The following is a 17,755-nucleotide window of genomic DNA, read 5'->3' as shown; positions in this document are numbered from 1 at the left end:
CATCAGACGGGGGTGAACACGTGTATGTTGCCCCCCCCCACTCCCCCCCCCCGCTTTTGTGGTTCGCGCCTTTTTCGGCCCCGTGTCCTTCTCGCCGCGTGCCTCGGGTTCTGCGTCGATGCCCCCCGCTTGTGGCCAGTGCGCTCTGCACGCGCCGGTAACCCTGGTTGTGAGCAACATGTTTGATGGAAAGAGCGCGAAAACATAACGTGTTTTGCTCACAACCGAACAAGCGCTGGCATTTCACGGATTGGCCGGGGAATCGCGGTCGCTGATTGTGGATCCATATCAAAGATGTTGCCCACAACTACCTCGACTGCTGCAAATCGGTGCGCTTGTCTGACGTGCGATGCTATTTCTCGCACAACCGCTTGGATTCTGGCGTGACGTACGAGGACATGTTGATTGTGTGACGCGTCTCGCCTGCTGCGTAAGCAGCATATGAAATATAACTATATATCGAATCAAAATATTGTCCATAGCTCTGTGTGAAGAAAGGTTACGCGTACCTTTCGGCTAGCTGACAGCTAGCTCCCCTTCGTGCCGTTGCAGGGTTCTCGCTATGCTTCGCCCTCATCGGATGGAGGGAGACGGCATGGGAGAGGGAATCTGTCTCGGGTTCGAGAGCGCCCAGATGGCGTGGAGGCAAGTGGGATGGCGCATCGCCGAGAGCAACCCGGCGGATGACACGCGTCCGCCGCTGCTCGTGCGCATCCTCTTCTACAAGGGGAGCGGCCTTGACCTCAGTCCGATGCCCGAGCGGACGCGCATCATGCGGGCTCCCGCTCGGGTCGACCCCGGAGCCTATGAGGCCCTGCGCGAGCGTGACGCCGCCCTTGCCGCGGGCGCGCACCTGTGCGTTTCTCGCCGGAGGGGCCGGCGCCACGTTGCGGGTGCACGGACGCACCTCGTGAGCGGGCGCTATCCGCCGGGCGCCTTCTTCCGTCTTGCCAATGACGTGCTCGTGGCATCGCCGGAGCTCACCTTTCTGCAGATGGCACGGACGGTCGACCTGATGGACCTTGTCGTCTATGGCTTCGAGATCTGTGGATACTACGCGCGCGGCGGGCCTTCCTCATTTGTCAACTGCCCGGCGCTCACGTCCGTTGCCCGTATCGCCACGTTTCTCGATCGCGTCGAGCGACTCCGGAAGAGTCGCGGTGAGGGGATGCCGTGGGGAATGGTCGCCGCGCGACGGGCGCTTGCTTGCGTGCGTGACGGAGCGGCATCGCCGGAGGAGGCGGTGGTGACCATCGTCCTCTCGATGCCCAGTCGATTGGGCGGGTACGGGATTCCTGCCCCGGCCCTCAACGGGGCGGTGAGGCTGAGCACGGCGTGCGCCGACCTCTTTGGGATTGACAGCTTTGTATGCGACCTGAGCTGGAATGGTGGCCAGCATGTCCTCGAGTACCAGGGCACCCAGCACAAGCTGCGAAGCAGGAGGCGCTACGACCTGCGCAAGGGTAACGTCTTGGTGGCAGACGGAAGGGACGTGATCGAGATGAACCGCGACATCCTGAAGGCGCAGGGGCTCATGGACGAGGTCGCCAAGTCACTGACGCGCGTTCTTGGGAGGCGTTGGAGGCGCCCGAGCGCAGAGATCGCGACAAGAAGAATTCGCCTGAGGAACCGTTTGATTGCTGATTTGAACGGCCCTACTGCGGATGAAGGCGCCGTGTTCTGACGGGTTGTGAGAACGGCGGGATCTGGTGTCACCGAGCGGCTTGAATTCGTTGTCTTGCGTGATGTTGTGGGCAACAAGATTGATGGCGTGCGCGCGCTCAGGGGACCTGGGGGTGGGAATTGTCTCTCACAGAGGACTTGTGAGCAACAACTTTGATGTGCATGGGGCTTAGGCATCAAAGCCGTTGCTCACAACGGGCGTGTTTGAGCGGGAGCGAGAAGAACGCGGGGCAAGAAGAGCGGCGGGGTCGTTGGGCTTCTCGCCCTATTGGAGCTCGACGGTGGTGCCGAGGGTGTTGGCGGGAAGGGTCTGCAGCCAGTAGCCGGGACAGGTCCGCGTCAGGGCGGCGGCCACCTGGGCGGCGGCCTCGTCGCCGTCGGCCACGGCGACCATCGTGGATCCGGACCCGGAGATCATGAACGCGCACGCGCCCGCCCCGAGCGCCGCCTCGCGCAGCGCGTCGTAGTCGGGGATGAGCTTGGAGCGGTACGGCTCGTGCAGCCGGTCGTGGCACGCGGCCGCCATGAGCGCCGCGTCGCCGGTCTCGAGCGCGCGCACCACGGCCACGCAGCGGCCCATCTGCCACACGGCGGTCTCGCGGCTGACCGTGTCGGGCAGCACGCGGCGCGCGTCGGCGGTGCGGACCTCGTAGGGCGGCGCGATCGCGACGAAGCGCAGGTTGCCCGCCACGTCCATGCGCGTGGAGGTGGTGACGTCGCCGTCGACGAACGAGCTCACGAGCCCGCCCAAAAGCGCCGGCGCCACGTTGTCGGGGTGCCCCTCGATCGCGCACGCCAGCTCGAGCGCGCGCTCGCGGTCGAAGCCCCCTCCGGCGAGCGCCATCGCGCCCGCCACGCCCGCGATCACGCACGCGGAGCTCGAGCCCAGCCCGCCGGAGAGCGGGATGGGGGAGAGGATCGTGATGCGCAGTGGCGCCGCCTCGAGGCCGAGGGCGCGGCACGCCTCGAGGTAGCTCTGCCAGACGAGATTGTCCTCGCCGCGGAAGCGCTCCTCGCAGCCGTCCACCTCAAGGCGCTCGGCGGGCGTCATCAGAAACGTCGCCGTGAGGTCGAGCGCGATGCCCAGGCAGTCAAAGCCCACGCCCACGTTGGCGCTCGTGGCGGGCACGCGCACGATGGCGACCGGTCGCTCCCGCCCGTCCGCGCCGATCACAGGAACACCCGCGCGCAGGCCGACTCGACGAAGGCGCCCACGCGGTCGGGGTCGCACTCGTCGTCGTGGAGCACCTCGCCGGCGCGCAGGCCCGAGAGCTGCGGCGGCGCGGCCACGCCCGTGAGGTGCTCGAGCGCGTCCATGCACGCGAAGCCGTTCATGCCGTCGGTCACCGTGCCGAGCGCGCCGAGCACGTCGGCGGAGAACTTGTACGGGCTCGCCGTGGAGAGGCACACGCGCGCCGAGCCGTCGCGCTCGAGGCCGTCGAGCACGTGCTTGGCCACGGCCGTGTGCGGGTCGATGAGCACGCCGAGCTCCTCCCAGGTGGAGCGGATGGTCGCGCGCGTGGCGTCGTCGTCGGCGCGCCCGAACGAGAAGACCTCGCGGATCCGGTCCATGACGCGGTCGGGCACCGTGTAGACGCCCTTCTCGGCGAGCTCGCCCATGAGGGAGGCCACGAGCTCGCAGTCCCCGTCGGAGGCGTAGTAGAGCAGGCGCTCCAGGTTGGACGAGACGAGAATGTCCATCGAGGGCGAGATGGTCTTGTGGAACGGGCGGCGCCGGTCGTAGGTGCCGGTGGCCAGGAAGTCGGCCAGCACGTCGTTGGCGTTGCTCGCCACCACGAGGCGGCGCACCGGCAGGCCGAGGCGGCGCGCGTAGTAGCCGGCGAGCACGTCGCCGAAGTTGCCGGTGGGCACGCAGAACGTGACCTCGTCGCCGACCGCGATGGCCCCGCGGCGCACGAGCTGCGCGTAGGAGTCGAAGTAGTAGCTGACCTGCGGGGCGAGCCGGCCCACGTTGATGGAGTTGGCGCTCGAGAGGGCCACGCCGCGCGCCGCCAGGCGCTCGGCGAGCGCGCGGTCGGCGAAGAGGCGCTTGACCTGGCCCTGGCAGTCGTCGAAGGTGCCGCGCACCGCGCACACGGCCACGTTGCCGCCGAGCTGGGTGACCATCTGCAGGCGCTGGATGTCCGAGACCTTGCCGGCCGGGTAGAACACCGTGACGCCCATGCCCCCCACGCCCGAGAAGCCGTCGAGCGCGGCCTTGCCCGTGTCGCCGGAGGTGGCGGTCACGATCATGATGCGCTCGCCGTCGGCGCCGCGCGCCACGCCCATGAGCTGGGGCAGCATCTGCAGCGCCACGTCCTTGAAGGCGCAGGTGGGGCCGTGGTAGAGCTCGAGCAGCCAGTCGTCGCCGAGCGGCGTCACCGGGCAGACGGCCTCGGAGTCCCACTGCGCGCCGTAGGCGGCGTCCACGCAGGCGGCGAGCTCGTCGGCCGTGTAGTCCGTGAGCAGCGTCCCCAGCACGGCGCGCGCCGTGGCGTGGAAGCCCTGGGCGCAGACCTCCTCCAAAGCGACGCCCGTCTCGCCGAGCTCGTCGGAGACGTAGAGCCCGCCGTCTTCGGCGATGCCGGCGAGTATTGCTTGCTTGCTTGTTACGGATTTCGCGTGCGAGCGCGTGCTGTGATAGAACGAGTCCAAAGTGTGCTCCTTGTGTCCGGGCGAGCGGTGCCGTGGATGCAAGTATCATAGCCGCAGTACCGGACGCACGTGTCGCCTGACACAGACTCGAAAGATTGGACGCCCATGAAGATCGCCCTTCTCGGCTACGGAACGGTCGGCCGCGGCGTGGACCGCATCATCCGGGAGCGCGTGCCGGACGTCGAGGTGACGCGCATCCTCGAACTGCCGGACCGCCTGAGCGACCCGCGCATGACCGCGAGCTTCGACGAGATCCTCGCCGACGACGCCGTGGAGCTCGTGGTGGAGTGCATGGGCGGCATCGAGCCCGCGCACACCTACATCGCCTCCGCGCTGCGCAGCGGCCGCCACGTGGTCACCTCCAACAAGGCCGTGGTGGCCGCCCATCTCGCCGAGTTCGCCGCACTCGCGCACGCCGCGGGCGTGGGCCTCTACCTCGAGGCGGCGGTCGGCGGCGGCGTGCCCTGGATCGCGGGCATCGAGAAGGTCCGGCGCGTCGACGACGTCACGTCCTTCTCGGGCATCATGAACGGCACGACCAACTACATCGTGGACGCCATGCGCAAGGAGCGTGCCGACTTCGCCGAGGTGCTCGCCGAGGCCCAGCGCCTGGGCTACGCCGAGCGCGACCCCTCGGCCGACATCGACGGCGTGGACGTCCGCAACAAGACGATAATCTCGGCCTCGGTGGCCTTCGACGTGGCGTGCGAGAAGGACCTGCCCACGTCGGGCATCCGCAACCTCACCCTCGCAGACCTCGAGCTCTTCTCGGCGCACGGGCGCACGGTGAAGCTCCTGGGCCGCGGCGTGGCGGGCAACGGGCGCTACGCGGCGGCCGTGGAGCCGGTGGCGGTGGCCGCAAGCAGCCTCGAGGCCGCGGTGCCGTCCAACTTCAACCTGCTCACGCTCGACGGCACCACGGTGGGCGAGCTGCGCTTCTACGGCCAGGGCGCCGGGAGCCTGCCCACCGGCAACGCCATCGTGCAGGACGTGCTCGACTGCGTCACCGGGGCGCGGCGGCCCGTCTACGACTTCTCGCGCGCGCTCGCCTACGACCCGTCGCTCCTGCGCTCCGACTACGTGCTGCGCACGACGGCGGCTCTCGACGGCGAGCCCTACGGCCCGGGCGCGCTGCTCGTGCGCGACCTCACGGCCGAGGGCGCCCGTGCGCTTCTCGACGAGGCGCTCGCCTCCGATCCCACGACGTTCATGGCGGCGCTGCCGCGCGAGGACTAGGGCGCGTCTCGCCCGCCCCGCCCCGCCCCGCCGCCCAGCCAGGAAGGACACTCTCCCGCATGATCAAGATCGCCAAGTTCGGCGGCTCGTCGGTCGCCTCGGCCGCGCAGTTCCGCAAGGTCAAGTCCATCGTCGAGTCGGATCCCGACCGCCGCTTCGTGGTGGTGTCGGCGGTGGGCAAGCGCGACTCCTCCGACAACAAGATCACCGACCTCCTGCTGCTCGTGAACGCCCACATCCAGTACCACGTGGACTGCACGGCCCTTCTCGCCGACATCGAGCAGCGCTTCGTGGACATCGCCGAGGAGCTGGGGCTCAAGTGGCCGGTGCGCGACCGCTTCAAGATCTTCGCCGACAACATCAAGAAGCACTCGCCCGAGTACATCGTGAGCCGCGGCGAGTGGTTCACCGCCCATCTCATGGCCGAGTACCTGCAGATGCCCTTCGTGGACGCGGCCGACGTGGTGGTCTTCCACCACGACGGCAACGTGGACATGGAGCGCACCGCCGCGCGCCTCAAGGACGTGATGGTGCGCGAGGGCTCCTTCGTGCTGCCCGGCTTCTACGGCGCCACCGTGGACGGCCAGATCAAGCTCTTCCAGCGCGGCGGCGGCGACATCACGGGCGCCATCCTGGCGCGCTGCGTGGACGCCGGCCTCTACGAGAACTGGACCGACGTGTCCGGGTTCCTCTCGGCCGACCCGCGCATCGTGGAGCACCCGCGCTCCATCCGCCGCATCACCTTCGACGAGATGCGCGAGCTCTCGTACATGGGCGCCTCGGTGCTGCAGGAGGAGGCCATCTTCCCGGTGCGCGAGGTCAACATCCCCATCCAGATCAAGAACACCAACCGTCCCGAGGACGAGGGCACGATCATCCGCGAGAAGGCCAAGCCGGGCGAGGACGAGCACCTCATCACCGGCATCGCGGGCAAGCGCGACTTCATCTCGGTGCACGTCAAGAAGGCGCACATGTCCGGTGAGGTGGGCGTCGTGCGCCGGGCGCTCTCGATCTTCGAGCGCTACGGGGTGTCGGTGGAGCACATCCCCACGGGCGTGGACTCGTTCTCCGTGGTGGTCAACGGCGCCGACGTGCGCGACTCCATCTACTCGATCATCTCCGACATCCGCCGCGAGCTGGAGCCCGACGACATCACGATGGTGGACAAGCTGGCGCTGCTCTCGGTGGTGGGCCGCAACATGTCCAAGCGGAGCGGCACCTCGGGCAAGGTCTTCGGGGCCCTGGGCGACGCGGGCATCAACATCCGCATGATCACGCAGAGCTCCCAGGAGATCTCGATCATCATGGGGGTCAACAACGAGGACTTCGAGCGCGCGGTGCGCGTGATCTACGACCGCTTCGTCCGCGACGAGATGGTCACCGCCGAGTGACCCGCCGCGTGGAAAAGGGACAGTCCCTTTTCCACATCCGACCACAGGAAAGGACCAGCCAATGAGCGAGAAGACCGTCGCCGTCCTGGGCGCCACCGGCGTGGTGGGCCAGCAGATGCTCCAGTGCCTGGAGGAGCGCAACTTCCCGGTGGGGCGACTCGTGCCGCTGGCGAGCGAGCGCTCCGCGGGCAAGCCCGTGCGCTTCCGCGGCGAGGACGTGCCGTGCGAGGTGGCGGCGCCCGAGGCGTTCGAGGGCGTCGACATCGTGCTCGGCGCGGCCGACGACGCCACGGCCAAGCGCCTGCTGCCCGAGGCCGCGGCGCGCGGAGCGGTGTGCGTGGACAACTCCCACGCCTTCCGCATGGACCCCGAGGTCCCGCTCGTGGTGCCCGAGATCAACGCCGCCGACATCGCCGACCACCCGCGCGGCATTATCGCCAACCCCAACTGCGCTACGATCATCGGCCTGGTGCCGGTGTGGCCGCTGCACCAGGAGGCGGGCGTGACGCGGCTCGTGGTGTCCACCTACCAGGCGGCCTCCGGCGCCGGCATCGCGGGCCTGCGCGAGCTCGAGCGCGAGATGCGCGCCGTGGCGGCCGGCGAGCCGGTGGGGGAGACCGCTCCGTTCCAGTACCAGCTGGCCGAGAACCTCATCCCGCAGATCGGCGGCTTCAACGAGGAGGGCTACACCTCCGAGGAGATGAAGATGCTCAACGAGGGCCGCAAGATCATGCACCTGCCCGAGCTGCGCGTGAGCTGCACCTGCGTGCGCGTGCCGGTGGTGCGCTCGCACTCCGAGTCGATCACGGCCGAGTTCGAGCGGCCGCTCTCCGTCGAGCGGGCGCGCGAGCTGCTGGCGGCGGCGCCCGGGGTCAAGCTGGTGGACGACCCGGCGGAGAAGCGCTATCCGATGCCGCTCGAGACCTCCGACCAGGACCTCGTCTGGGTCGGCCGCGTGCGCCGCGACCTCTCGGCGCCCGAGGGCGTGAGCGCGCTCACGTTCTGGTGCTGCGGCGACCAGATTCGCAAGGGCGCGGCCACCAACGCCGTGCAGATCGCGGAGCACCTGCTGTAAGGAGACGCGCATGGCCCTTCTCGCCAGCTACTACCTGCCCGGCTTGCACGTCGAGGACCGCTCGATCGAGGTTCCGCTGGACTGGCGCGGCACCACGCCCGCGAGCCTGGCGGGGGCCGAGAAGGACGCGCCCGCGTCGGAGATCCTCGCCGAGTCTGCGGCCGAGTCCGCCGACCCCGTACTCGCCGGCCGTTCGCTCAGCCTCTTCTACCGTGTGGTCTGCGCGCCCGAGAACGTGGGTCGCGACCTTCCGTACCTGGTGTTCCTCCAGGGAGGCCCGGGAGGGGCCGGTCCCAGGCTCACCTCGCCCACGAGCGACGGCTGGGTCGCCGAGGCCGTGCGCCACTTCCGCGTCGTCCTGCCCGACCAGCGCGGCACCGGGCGGTCGAGCCGCGTGGACGGCGCCGCGATCGCGCGCGAGGGCGACGCGGCGGCCCAGGCGCGCTTCCTCAAGCGCTTCCTCGCCGACTCGATCGTGCGCGACTTCGAGTACCTGCGCCTCTCCGAACTGGGCGGCGCGCGCTGGGTCACGCTCGGCCAGAGCTACGGCGGCTTTCTCACGCTCACGTACCTCTCGACGTTCCCGGGCGCGGTCGCGGCGAGCATGACCTGCGGCGGCATCCCGCACGTGCCGGCGAGCGCCGACGAGGTCTACGGCCGCACGTTCGGTCGGATGGTCGCCAAGACGAACCTGCTCTACGAGCGCTACCCGGAGGACGAGCGCCGCGTGGCGCTTCTCGCCGACCGGCTGGCCGCGGGCGAGAAGGTCCTGCTGCCGGACGGCTCGCCGATGACGGTGCGCCGCCTGCAGGCGCTGGGACAGGGTCTGGGCATGAAGCCGGGGCACGAGCGGCTGCACAACCTGCTCGACCTGGCCTTCTCTGCGGGCGACGGCTCGGCGGACGCAGCGCTGGCCGCGGCGGGCGGTGACGCGGCGCGCGTCGAGGTCTCGCCGGCGTTTCTCGCCGGGGCATGGGGGACGACCAACGTGGTCGAGAACCCGCTCTACTGGGTGCTGCAGGAGCTCATCTACGCCGACGGCGAGCTGGCGCGCCCGATCGCGTGGGCGGCGGAGCGCGCGTGGCTCTCGCGCCCGGAGTTCGCCACGGACGCGCGCCCGCTCATGCTGACCGGCGAGGCGTGCTTCCCGTGGATGTTCGAGGAGATGCCGGAGCTGGCGCCGTTCGCGGGCGCGATGGACGCGCTGATGCGCGATACGAGCTTCGGCCGGCTCTACGACGAGGCGCAGCTTGCGGCAAATGAGACCCCGCTCCAGGCGGCCGTCTACTTCGACGACTTGTACGTGGACTCGGGGCTGCAGCTCGACACGCTGGCGCGCGTGGGCGCGAGCCACGCGTGGGTCACTAACGAGTTCGAGCACGACGGCCTGCACGGCGACCGCGTGTTCAGGCACCTGCTCGGCGAGCTCCGCGACCGCGGCGACCTGGCGGGCGTGCTATAGGGGTGGCTGCGGGCGCGTGCGGTGCCCGTCCTCCTCGATTGATTAACCCACAAAATCTGACATTCACAAACCTTAGACGTGCGATTATATGAATATGAAATCATTTTTTGCGGGTTGTTGCAGCGCCGATAAGGCAGGCGAGAAGCGCGCGGCGAGAAGGACGGAGGCGCACGATGGACAACGGCATGCCCGGATGGGCGGCGTGGGGGAGCCTCGCCGAGGAGCAGCTCGCCGGCGAGGCGCGGGCGCTTCTCGACGAGAGTCGCCGCGCGCCCGTGGGCCGCGCCCGAGTGGAGCGCCTACTCGACCTCTACGGTCAGCGCTACGACACGTTGCCCGGTTATCTCAGGGACATCGTTGGTGAAATCGAGGTCAGGGACTGAGCCGGTTGCTACAGGTAGAACCGCAATGACTCTTCGCCGAATACCTCAATCCACCGCTCGCATATGTAGCCATGGTTGAGGCGAATGACTTTCGCGAGGTCTCTGAGGTCCTTCTCGGGAATATGACTATGGTTGTTGGCCAGGATGCAGCCGCCCGCGGCGGTAAGCCAGAATTTGGTGGCGTTTTCGGTCGGTCTGTTTGGTGCCACATGGACATGCACGGGCTCGTTGGGCTCGCCCATCCAAAAGAAGACGACGTAGCGTCCAATCTCGAGGATCTTGGGCATCAGGCGCTCAGCTTCTCGTCACGCGGCCTCTCGGCAAACTCAAGAATGAGCGGTGCGTTGTTCCTGATGAATCGGTCAAGTTCGTCAAGCTCGGCCTCGCTGAATCCGTCGACCTTGCTCCAGCGATACGAGGGGAGCAGGCACTGTGCAGAGTCGAAGCCCATGTCACGCGGCCGCTCGACGTACACGTCCACCGTCCCGTCCTCATGGGGATCGGAATAGGCAAACTGCGTCTCGTCCGCAAGCTTCACATAGGGCCAGACCATGGTGACCTCCCGTCTCTGCGCAATTATACCCAGCCAGCCGGCAGGGGAGCTCTCTCACAATTCCGCAGACGCAGTGTGTCTCTGCACACCTCTGCGTGACGTCTACCACACGCCGTCGAAGCCCGTCGACGCGGAGATGCGCAGGCGCGGCTCGGCGAGAAAGTCGATGAGCTGACCCCATGTGCTCGTAGACGCTTGCGGGATGCACGTCGGCGTAGGAGTAGACGGTCTCGTCCGTCAGCGCGATTTCGTATCTGTGGAGCTCGTCGCTAGTCGGCATCACGAGCCTCGCGGATTCTCTCGACGTCTGCCTTTGCCTGGGACCATGGGCGGGCGCGTCCGTTCACTAGGTCATCGTATCCGTGAGCAATCGAGTGCTTCACACGCATCTCGTGCTCGCGCAGACCCGCTGCGGAGGAGAACTGCTCGTCAAACGCCTCGGCGTCCATGACAACGAGGGATGCGCTTCCGTTCTTGGTCAGGTGGATCGGGCTCTTGGTCTCGTGGCACTCGTCCGCGATCGCGCTGAAGGTCCGAGACGGGCTTTACGGTCGGCATCAGAGTCATCTCACAAGAAGTGTGTAGAACCTTATAGATATAATGCATAATATTATATATAAGCAGAAGACTCTGACATCAGATCAGGCAAGGTACGGACGACGGGTGCACCGTCTGCGATTGAACGCTGAGCTACGCGACTCGCCATCCATGGTGACCCTCCTAGCGAGAGCGTATTCAGCTGATTTGGAAACGTCGTCTCTTATAATGAATGGAAACAACCGCTGCATATGGGAAGGCAAAGATGCTCGAATCGGACAAATCGGTACGTTGATACAACTATGGCCGCCTACGAACTGGTGCTCGGCGTCATCGCGCGCGAACCCATGCATGACGCTATCATTAGGACGAAAACAGGGGCATGTCATTTTGTCAGGCGAGCGAAACGAGCAGCCGTGAATATAGGCATATGTGTGAATAAAACCGTGCGGGGGGGGGTGCTCCAGGTAGGGGCGCCTCACTAAACGAGCGTCGATTAGACCCTGATGCTCCATGCGATGCGGTGGTGGTGCAGTGAACACCGCCTTCATCGACAACCGCACCCACATCCTCAAAGACGACCTCGTTGAAGCCGTCCAAGCAGGCGACCGGATGTCCGTCGCCGCCTCGGTCTTCTCGATGTATGCCTTCGATGAGCTAAGAGATCAGCTCGAGTCGCTCGACGAGTTTCGCTTCATCTACACCGAACCGACCTTTGCCAAGGAGCGCACCAAGAAGGAGCAGCGCGAGTTCTATATCCCGCGCCTCTCTCGCGAGCAAGGTCTCTACGGCACCGAGTTCGAGATCAAGCTGAGAAACGAGCTCACCCAGAAGGCTGTCGCCTCGGAGTGTGCTAGGTGGATTAAGAAACGCGCCCACTTCAAGTCAGCTAGAGAGGGCAACGCGCCCGTCACTTCGGCGCTCACTGTCTCGGGACACGATGACGCTGTCACCTACCTGCCCGTGAGTTCCTTCTCTGTAGGTCAGCTCGGAGTTGGCGGCCATCCTACGACGACGGGCATTCAGCGCATCGACACCGCGTCCTCCCGCTCGTTTCTCCAGATGTTCGACCAAGCTTGGGAGAGCGACCAGCTCGAGGACGTCACCGCAACGGTCATCGAGAACATCGAGCAGATGTACCGCGAGAACGCTCCCGAGCTCGTCTATTACCTGGCACTCTATCGCATCTTCCACGAGTTCCTGGACGACGTCTCCACGGACAACCTGCCCAAGGAGGGAACGGGCTTTCGCGACAGCAAGATCTGGAGCCTGCTCTACGATTTTCAGAAGGACGCGGTGCTCGCCATCATCAACAAGCTGCAGACCTACAACGGCTGCATCCTGGCGGATAGCGTGGGCCTGGGCAAGACGTTCACGGCGCTTGCGGTGATCAAGTACTTCGAGTCGCTCAACCGCAACGTGCTCGTGCTGTGTCCCAAGAAGCTCTCGGACAACTGGATGACCTACCGCAACAACCAGCGGAACAATCCCATCGCCGAGGACCGCTTGCGCTACGACGTGCTCTATCACACCGACCTCTCGCGCAAGCGCGGGAAGACCGTGACGGGGCTCGACCTCGAGACCATCAACTGGGGCAGCTACGACCTCGTGGTCATTGACGAGTCGCACAACTTCCGCAACGGCGAGGACACAGCGACGGCGGCGAAGGATGGCGAGGGTGGTACCGAGAACCGCTACCAGCGTCTGCTCAACCATGTGATTCGGGAGGGCGTGCCCACGAAGGTGCTCATGCTCTCGGCGACGCCGGTGAACAATCGCTTCCGCGACCTGCGGAACCAACTTGCGCTCGCCTACCAGGGTGACCCGGAGGCATGGTCGGAGATGCTTGGCCTCTCCAACAACATCGAGCAGGTGTTCAGCAACGCCCAGCGTGTCTTCAAAGCCTGGTCGCAGCAGCCGGCGGAAAATCGCACCACCGAGTCGCTCATGGACTCCCTCGACTTCGACTTCTTCCGCGTGCTCGACGAGGTGACGGTCGCGCGCTCGCGCAAGCACATCCAGCGCTACTACGACATGAGCGCCATCGGGCCGTTCCCCCGGCGCAACGACCCTATCTCGATCTACCCCGACCTCACCACGCAGGAGAACGGGGCAACCTACAGCGAGATTGCCGGTTCGCTTAGCCTGCTGAACCTGGCCGTCTACATGCCGTCGCAGTACCTGCTCCCCTCGGCAGTGTTCAAGTACGAGGACAAGAACGGAAACCTCACTACGGGCGGGCGCGAGACGGGCGTCCGCCGTCTCATGGCAGCCAACCTGCTCAAGCGGCTCGAGAGTTCCGTCTCGTCGTTCCGTCTCACGCTCGAGCGCGTGTTCTCGCTCATGAACACGACGCTCAACACCATCGCGGTGTTCAAAGAGATGGGGGCGAGCGGAGAGGCGTCCGTCGATGTGTCCAACCTCGCGCAGGGTTTTGACCTCGATGCCGACGACAGCGAAGCGCTCGACTTCTCGGTGGGCGGGAAAGTGCAGTACGACCTGCGTGACCTCGACTGGAAGACCTGGGAGCGCGACATCCGCGACGATGCCCAGACCATCGAGGGTCTGCTCCACATGATCGACGGTATCGATGCGGAGCACGACGCCAAGTTGCTCAAGCTCGAGAGCCTCATCACCGAGAAGATCGCGCACCCCATCAACCCCGGCAACAAGAAGGTCATCGTGTTCACGGCCTTCGCAGACACGGCGGACTACCTCTATGAGCACATCTCGGCGTTTGCGCAGGAGCGGCTGGGGCTCGGCGTGGCCGAGGTCACAGGCGCGGGCGGCGGCAAGACCACGCTCGAGGGCATCCGTGGCGACCTTTCGGAGATCCTCACCTGCTTCTCGCCGGTGTCCAAGGAACGTGACAAGGTGTACCCGCGGCTGGCAGGCAAGGATATCGATATCCTCATCGCCACAGACTGCATCTCCGAGGGCCAGAACCTGCAGGACTGCGACTATCTTGTGAACTACGACATTCACTGGAACCCAGTGCGCATCGTCCAGCGCTTCGGCCGCGTGGATCGCATCGGCTCCAAGAACGAGATCATCCAACTCGTCAACTTCTGGCCTTGCGAGGACCTGGACAACTACATCCACCTAAAGGGGCGTGTCGAGGACCGCATGCGCATGACGGTCATGACCTCCACCGGCGACGACGACTACATCAACGAGGGCGAGAAGGGCGACCTCGAGTACCGCAAGCAGCAGCTCGAGCAGATGCAGCACGAGGTTGTTGATCTCGAGGACGTCTCGGGCGGGGTCTCAATCACCGATCTTGGTCTCAACGACTTCCGCATGGACCTGGTGGCCTATCACCAGGAGAACCCGAACATAGACCGCGTACCCACGGGCATCGACGCGGTGGTGAAGGGCGACGATCCGGGCATCATCTTCGTGCTGCGCAACGTCAACCAAGCGCTCGACGCAAAGACGCGCAACCAGATCCATCCGTTCTATCTGGTCTACGTGCGCGATGACGTTGAGATCGCCCACGGCTACCTTGACCCCAAGGACACGCTCGACGCCATGCGGCGCCTCTGCCGCGGCAAGTCCGAGCCGGACGCCGAGCTCTGCCGCGCCTACAACAAGGCCACCAAGAACGGCCGCGACATGCGCGCCGCCTCGCAGCTGCTGCGCGCTGCCATCGAGTCCATCGTGGACGAGAAGGCCGAGGCGGACGTTGATAGCTTCTTCACCGGCGGCACCACGAGCTTCCTCGAGAACGACGTGGCGGGCCTCGACGACTTTGAGCTCGTGTGCTTCTTGGTGGTGAGGGCCCGTGGCTGAAATAACCCTGGGCCTCCCGAGCACCGTGCTCGTCGGGCGCGCGATGCCCAAGAAGGCGTTCTATGAGCACCTCAAGACGACAGCGGCGATTAAGGACGAGTTCGTTCAAAAGATTGAGCGCATCGAGCTCGTTGCCGCACTCAAGGAGACGACCGTCCGCATCCCGGCGGGGGAGAAGATCGTCGAGATCGACGTGCTGCACCTCGAGCTCAAGGCGGCCGAGGTGCCTTGTGCCGCCATCGAGCTCATCGCACGGTCGGTGCCCAACAAGGTGCTCTTCGCCTGCACGGCGGGCGATGAATGCAAGCTCCACGTGCTGCGTGACCGTCTGCGTGAGACGGCATGGATGCCTGGTTCCGATGCGCGTCTGGAGCTTGCCGGGTCGAATCTGGACGAGCTCTGGGACAGCCTGTGCTCGCAGGTGGTATTCGGCGATGCCGACCCCAGAGACTTCGCAGGGCGCCTTGCGTGTGCGAACGAGCTAGCCTCGTTACGCAGCCAACTGGAAAAGCTGCGGAAGCGGCATGGCAAGGAACGGCAGATCGCAAAGCGCAATGCCCTTTGGGATGAGATAAAGGCAACTGAAAATCGAATAGCAGAACTGGAGGCGTGCTGATGGAGCGCGTAGACCATGCTACCCCGAACATTCTGGACGAGAACGTCGAGAAGCTGGCGGAGCTCTTCCCCGAGGTGGTGACCGAGGTACGTGAGCCGGATGGGAGCCTGCGCCACACCATCGACGTTGAGGCATTGAAAGCGCGCGTGGGCGACGTGGCCGAGGATCAGCGCGAACGCTACCAGTTCACCTGGCCGGGCAAGCGCGATGCCAAGCAGGAGGCGTACCGTCCTATCGACAAATGCCTGCGTCCGTGCCCTGAGGAGAGTGTGGACTGGGACTCCACCCAGAACCTCTACATCGAGGGTGACAACCTCGATGCCTTGAAGCTCCTGCGCAACACCTATGCTGGCAAGATCAAGATGATCTACATCGACCCTCCGTACAACACGGGGCACGACTTCATCTATGATGACGATTTCGCTCAGACGAAGGCTGACTACGACGCCGAGAGCGGCGACTACGACGATGAGGGTGGTCGCCTCGTTGCCAATCCTGAATCCAATGGTCGCTTCCACTCTGACTGGTGCTCGATGATGTATCCACGCCTGCTGCTCGCGAGGGATCTATTGAGTGAAGATGGAACTCTACTCATTAGCATAGATGAGCGGGAATTATGTAACCTTCAAGCAGTTTGTGATGAGGTTTTTTCAATGCGGGGGCGTGTCGCGACCTTTGCTTGGACGAAAACATCCACTCCACCGTCTCTCTCGTATAAGAATCGGAAAACGATTGAATATGTTCTTGCGTATGAGCGCGTGCCAAGTTCAGACAAATACTACGGTTCGCAACTTGATAATGGAGATGCTCCGTTGCTAAATAGCGGTAATCCGCTCAAGACACTTCTGTTTCCTCCTGGCGTGATTGAGTTTCCTTGGATGAAGAAGGGAACGATTCCTGCTTCTAATGACGGCAAGGTAAGTTTTACCACTCCGATTTCCGTTGACAGCCATCTGAACCGGAATGCAATTAACCTGACTGGATCTTTCAAGTGGACGCAGCAAACTCTCGATGAAGAGATTTCTCATGGGACGACGTTTATCGTTAAAAGCTCTCAGTTTTCAATTCGTTTTCAGCGTGCTGCTGATGAGTCGTCATACAAGGCACCAAATAACAATTTAGAGTTGAATATGAAAACTGGGGTAGGGACCAATGAATCCGCCGTTTCCGAACTAGAGAGACTTGGGATGAAGGAGCTGTTCGATTATCCAAAACCTATGTCTCTGGTAAAACAGCTTGTTAATATGAGGGTGGCAACTGATAAGGATGCTCTCGTTCTCGACTTCTTCTCCGGTTCTGCCACCACCGCCCATGCCGTCATGAAACTCAATTCCGAGGACGGCGGCAACCGCAAGTTCATCATGGTGCAGTTGCCTGAGGTCTGTGACGAGAAGTCGGAAGCCTTCAAGGCGGGCTACAATAACATCTGCGAGATTGGCAAGGAGCGCATCCGGCGCGCGGGCAAGAAGATTGTTGAGGAGATCGAAGAGCAGAACAAGCAACTTAAGCTCGGTGAAGAGCCCAAGCGTGTGCCCGACATTGGCTTCCGCGTATTCAAGATCGACTCGTCCAACTTTGAGGACGTCTCGGCGGAGCCCGGGCAGATTACGCAGCAGGCGCTCGTGGGCCTCGCCGACAACCTCAAATCCGGCCGCACGGCGGAGGACATCCTCTTCCAGGTGATGCCGCAGTTCCAGATTCCACTCTCAGCCGCAATCGAGAAGCGAGACATCGACGGAGCGACGGTGTTCGTCGTGGACGAGGGCCGCTTGGTCGCCTGCTTCGACCAGAGGGTTCCAACGGAAGTCGTAGTTGCCATGGCAAAGATACAGCCCGACTACGCCGTGATGCGCGACGCCTCGTTCGCGGGCGACGATGCCGTCTCCAACTTCGGTGAGCTCTTCAAGACCTACAGCCCGGCATCAATTTGCAGGGTACTTTAGAAACAAGTTAATGTCAGAGAAGGGAAGTAGACACGATGGCCTATAAGAACAAGACTTATGTTGCTTTTGATGGCGATACTGATATGAGGTACTTCAATATATTGAAAGCTTGGAGGAACAATAAGGAAATTAATTTCGATTTTTACGACGTCCACTCAATTAATACGGCGCGCGATACGAGTTTGACCGAGTCGATAAAACGTCAGCTGCGTGAGCGTTTTGACAACTCAAAGCTGTTTTTGCTGCTTGTGGGTGAGAAAAGGGGCCTCGGACATTTCCTTGGACGGGCCTACGCGGCCAGCCCCAGCCGTTTCCTGCGCCCCCTGATCGTGTCGTACACGGTCGCGCCGCCCTCCCTGAAGGCCTTGAGCCGGCCCTCCCGGTACCAGCGGACGTAGGCCCCGAGGGCCTCGACGAACGCCTCGGCGG

At 64.2% G+C, this 17,755-nt stretch carries 14 protein-coding genes; 10 read left to right on the top strand and 4 right to left on the bottom strand.

Going from position 1 to position 17,755, the window contains the following annotated elements; all coding sequences use genetic code 11:
- The first annotated feature begins 595 nt into the window (after nt 1-595).
- Nucleotides 596-1,684, top strand: a complete 1,089-nt coding sequence (locus ACWTSU_RS03505; protein ID WP_455138494.1) for a hypothetical protein — start codon at nt 596-598, stop codon at nt 1,682-1,684.
- Nucleotides 1,685-1,948: 264 nt separating this feature from the next.
- Here the strand turns inward: ACWTSU_RS03505 and thrB are convergent, their stop codons facing one another.
- Entirely contained in the window at nt 1,949-2,857 is a 909-nt protein-coding gene (gene thrB / locus ACWTSU_RS03500; RefSeq protein WP_455138493.1) for a homoserine kinase, read from the bottom strand.
- Nucleotides 2,854-4,338: a threonine synthase gene (thrC, locus tag ACWTSU_RS03495; RefSeq protein ID WP_455138492.1), complete on the bottom strand. Its 1,485-nt coding sequence runs from the start codon at nt 4,336-4,338 to the stop codon at nt 2,854-2,856. The genes thrB and thrC overlap by 4 nt, the downstream gene beginning before the upstream one ends.
- Nucleotides 4,339-4,443: 105 nt before the next feature.
- Here thrC and ACWTSU_RS03490 point away from each other — a divergent pair, with 105 nt between their 5' ends.
- The 5 genes from ACWTSU_RS03490 (at nt 4,444) to ACWTSU_RS03470 (ending at nt 9,885) form a co-directional block, all read left to right on the top strand.
- Nucleotides 4,444-5,574, top strand: coding sequence for a homoserine dehydrogenase (locus tag ACWTSU_RS03490; RefSeq protein ID WP_455138491.1), 1,131 nt, complete (start codon nt 4,444-4,446; stop codon nt 5,572-5,574).
- A 59-nt stretch (nt 5,575-5,633) separates the two neighbouring features.
- Nucleotides 5,634-6,965 carry an aspartate kinase gene (locus tag ACWTSU_RS03485; RefSeq protein ID WP_455138490.1) on the top strand — a complete coding sequence of 444 codons (1,332 nt, stop codon included), beginning with the start codon at nt 5,634-5,636 and terminating at the stop codon, nt 6,963-6,965.
- Nucleotides 6,966-7,026: 61 nt separating this feature from the next.
- Nucleotides 7,027-8,040: an aspartate-semialdehyde dehydrogenase gene (locus ACWTSU_RS03480; protein ID WP_455138489.1), complete on the top strand. Its 1,014-nt coding sequence runs from the start codon at nt 7,027-7,029 to the stop codon at nt 8,038-8,040.
- 10 nt (nt 8,041-8,050) lie between these two features.
- On the top strand, nt 8,051-9,502 hold the full coding sequence (locus ACWTSU_RS03475; protein ID WP_455138488.1) for an alpha/beta fold hydrolase: 1,452 nt from the start codon (nt 8,051-8,053) through the stop codon (nt 9,500-9,502).
- Between the two features lie 173 nt (nt 9,503-9,675).
- Entirely contained in the window at nt 9,676-9,885 is a 210-nt protein-coding gene (locus ACWTSU_RS03470; protein ID WP_455138487.1) for a hypothetical protein, read from the top strand.
- An 8-nt stretch (nt 9,886-9,893) separates the two neighbouring features.
- Here the strand turns inward: ACWTSU_RS03470 and ACWTSU_RS03465 are convergent, their stop codons facing one another.
- Entirely contained in the window at nt 9,894-10,172 is a 279-nt protein-coding gene (locus ACWTSU_RS03465; protein WP_455138486.1) for a DUF4160 domain-containing protein, read from the bottom strand.
- Nucleotides 10,172-10,438: a hypothetical protein gene (locus ACWTSU_RS03460; protein WP_455138485.1), complete on the bottom strand. Its 267-nt coding sequence runs from the start codon at nt 10,436-10,438 to the stop codon at nt 10,172-10,174. Before ACWTSU_RS03460 ends, ACWTSU_RS03465 begins: the two co-directional genes overlap by 1 nt.
- Before the next feature lie 1,071 nt (nt 10,439-11,509).
- On the opposite strand from ACWTSU_RS03460, the gene ACWTSU_RS03455 reads away from it, so the two are divergent.
- From ACWTSU_RS03455 to ACWTSU_RS03440, 4 genes are read left to right on the top strand one after another with little or no spacing between them, the layout of a single operon-like run.
- Nucleotides 11,510-14,767 carry a helicase-related protein gene (locus ACWTSU_RS03455; protein ID WP_455138484.1) on the top strand — a complete coding sequence of 1,086 codons (3,258 nt, stop codon included), beginning with the start codon at nt 11,510-11,512 and terminating at the stop codon, nt 14,765-14,767.
- Entirely contained in the window at nt 14,760-15,383 is a 624-nt protein-coding gene (locus ACWTSU_RS03450) for a DUF4391 domain-containing protein (protein WP_455138483.1), read from the top strand. Before ACWTSU_RS03455 ends, ACWTSU_RS03450 begins: the two co-directional genes overlap by 8 nt.
- Nucleotides 15,383-17,326, top strand: coding sequence for a site-specific DNA-methyltransferase (locus ACWTSU_RS03445; protein ID WP_455138482.1), 1,944 nt, complete (start codon nt 15,383-15,385; stop codon nt 17,324-17,326). Before ACWTSU_RS03450 ends, ACWTSU_RS03445 begins: the two co-directional genes overlap by 1 nt.
- A gap of 35 nt (nt 17,327-17,361) precedes the next feature.
- Nucleotides 17,362-17,724: a TIR domain-containing protein gene (locus tag ACWTSU_RS03440; protein WP_455138481.1), complete on the top strand. Its 363-nt coding sequence runs from the start codon at nt 17,362-17,364 to the stop codon at nt 17,722-17,724.
- Nucleotides 17,725-17,755 lie beyond the last annotated feature (31 nt).

This window comes from Thermophilibacter sp. (genome assembly GCF_966187215.1).
Note: the sequence above shows the minus strand (reverse complement) of the source record. Positions and strands in the feature narration are given on the sequence as shown.

Excerpts from the sequence above, each read along its gene's own strand:
- ACWTSU_RS03440 (WP_455138481.1), top strand. The coding sequence starts at position 17,362 with ATGGCCTATAAGAACAAGACTTATGTTGCTTTTGATGGCGATACTGAT.
- ACWTSU_RS03460 (WP_455138485.1), bottom strand. The coding sequence starts at position 10,438 with ATGGTCTGGCCCTATGTGAAGCTTGCGGACGAGACGCAGTTTGCCTAT.
- ACWTSU_RS03445 (WP_455138482.1), top strand. The coding sequence starts at position 15,383 with ATGGAGCGCGTAGACCATGCTACCCCGAACATTCTGGACGAGAACGTC.
- ACWTSU_RS03505 (WP_455138494.1), top strand. The coding sequence starts at position 596 with ATGGGAGAGGGAATCTGTCTCGGGTTCGAGAGCGCCCAGATGGCGTGG.
- ACWTSU_RS03490 (WP_455138491.1), top strand. The coding sequence starts at position 4,444 with ATGAAGATCGCCCTTCTCGGCTACGGAACGGTCGGCCGCGGCGTGGAC.
- ACWTSU_RS03480 (WP_455138489.1), top strand. The coding sequence starts at position 7,027 with ATGAGCGAGAAGACCGTCGCCGTCCTGGGCGCCACCGGCGTGGTGGGC.
- ACWTSU_RS03475 (WP_455138488.1), top strand. The coding sequence starts at position 8,051 with ATGGCCCTTCTCGCCAGCTACTACCTGCCCGGCTTGCACGTCGAGGAC.
- ACWTSU_RS03470 (WP_455138487.1), top strand. The coding sequence starts at position 9,676 with ATGGACAACGGCATGCCCGGATGGGCGGCGTGGGGGAGCCTCGCCGAG.
- ACWTSU_RS03465 (WP_455138486.1), bottom strand. The coding sequence starts at position 10,172 with ATGCCCAAGATCCTCGAGATTGGACGCTACGTCGTCTTCTTTTGGATG.
- ACWTSU_RS03485 (WP_455138490.1), top strand. The coding sequence starts at position 5,634 with ATGATCAAGATCGCCAAGTTCGGCGGCTCGTCGGTCGCCTCGGCCGCG.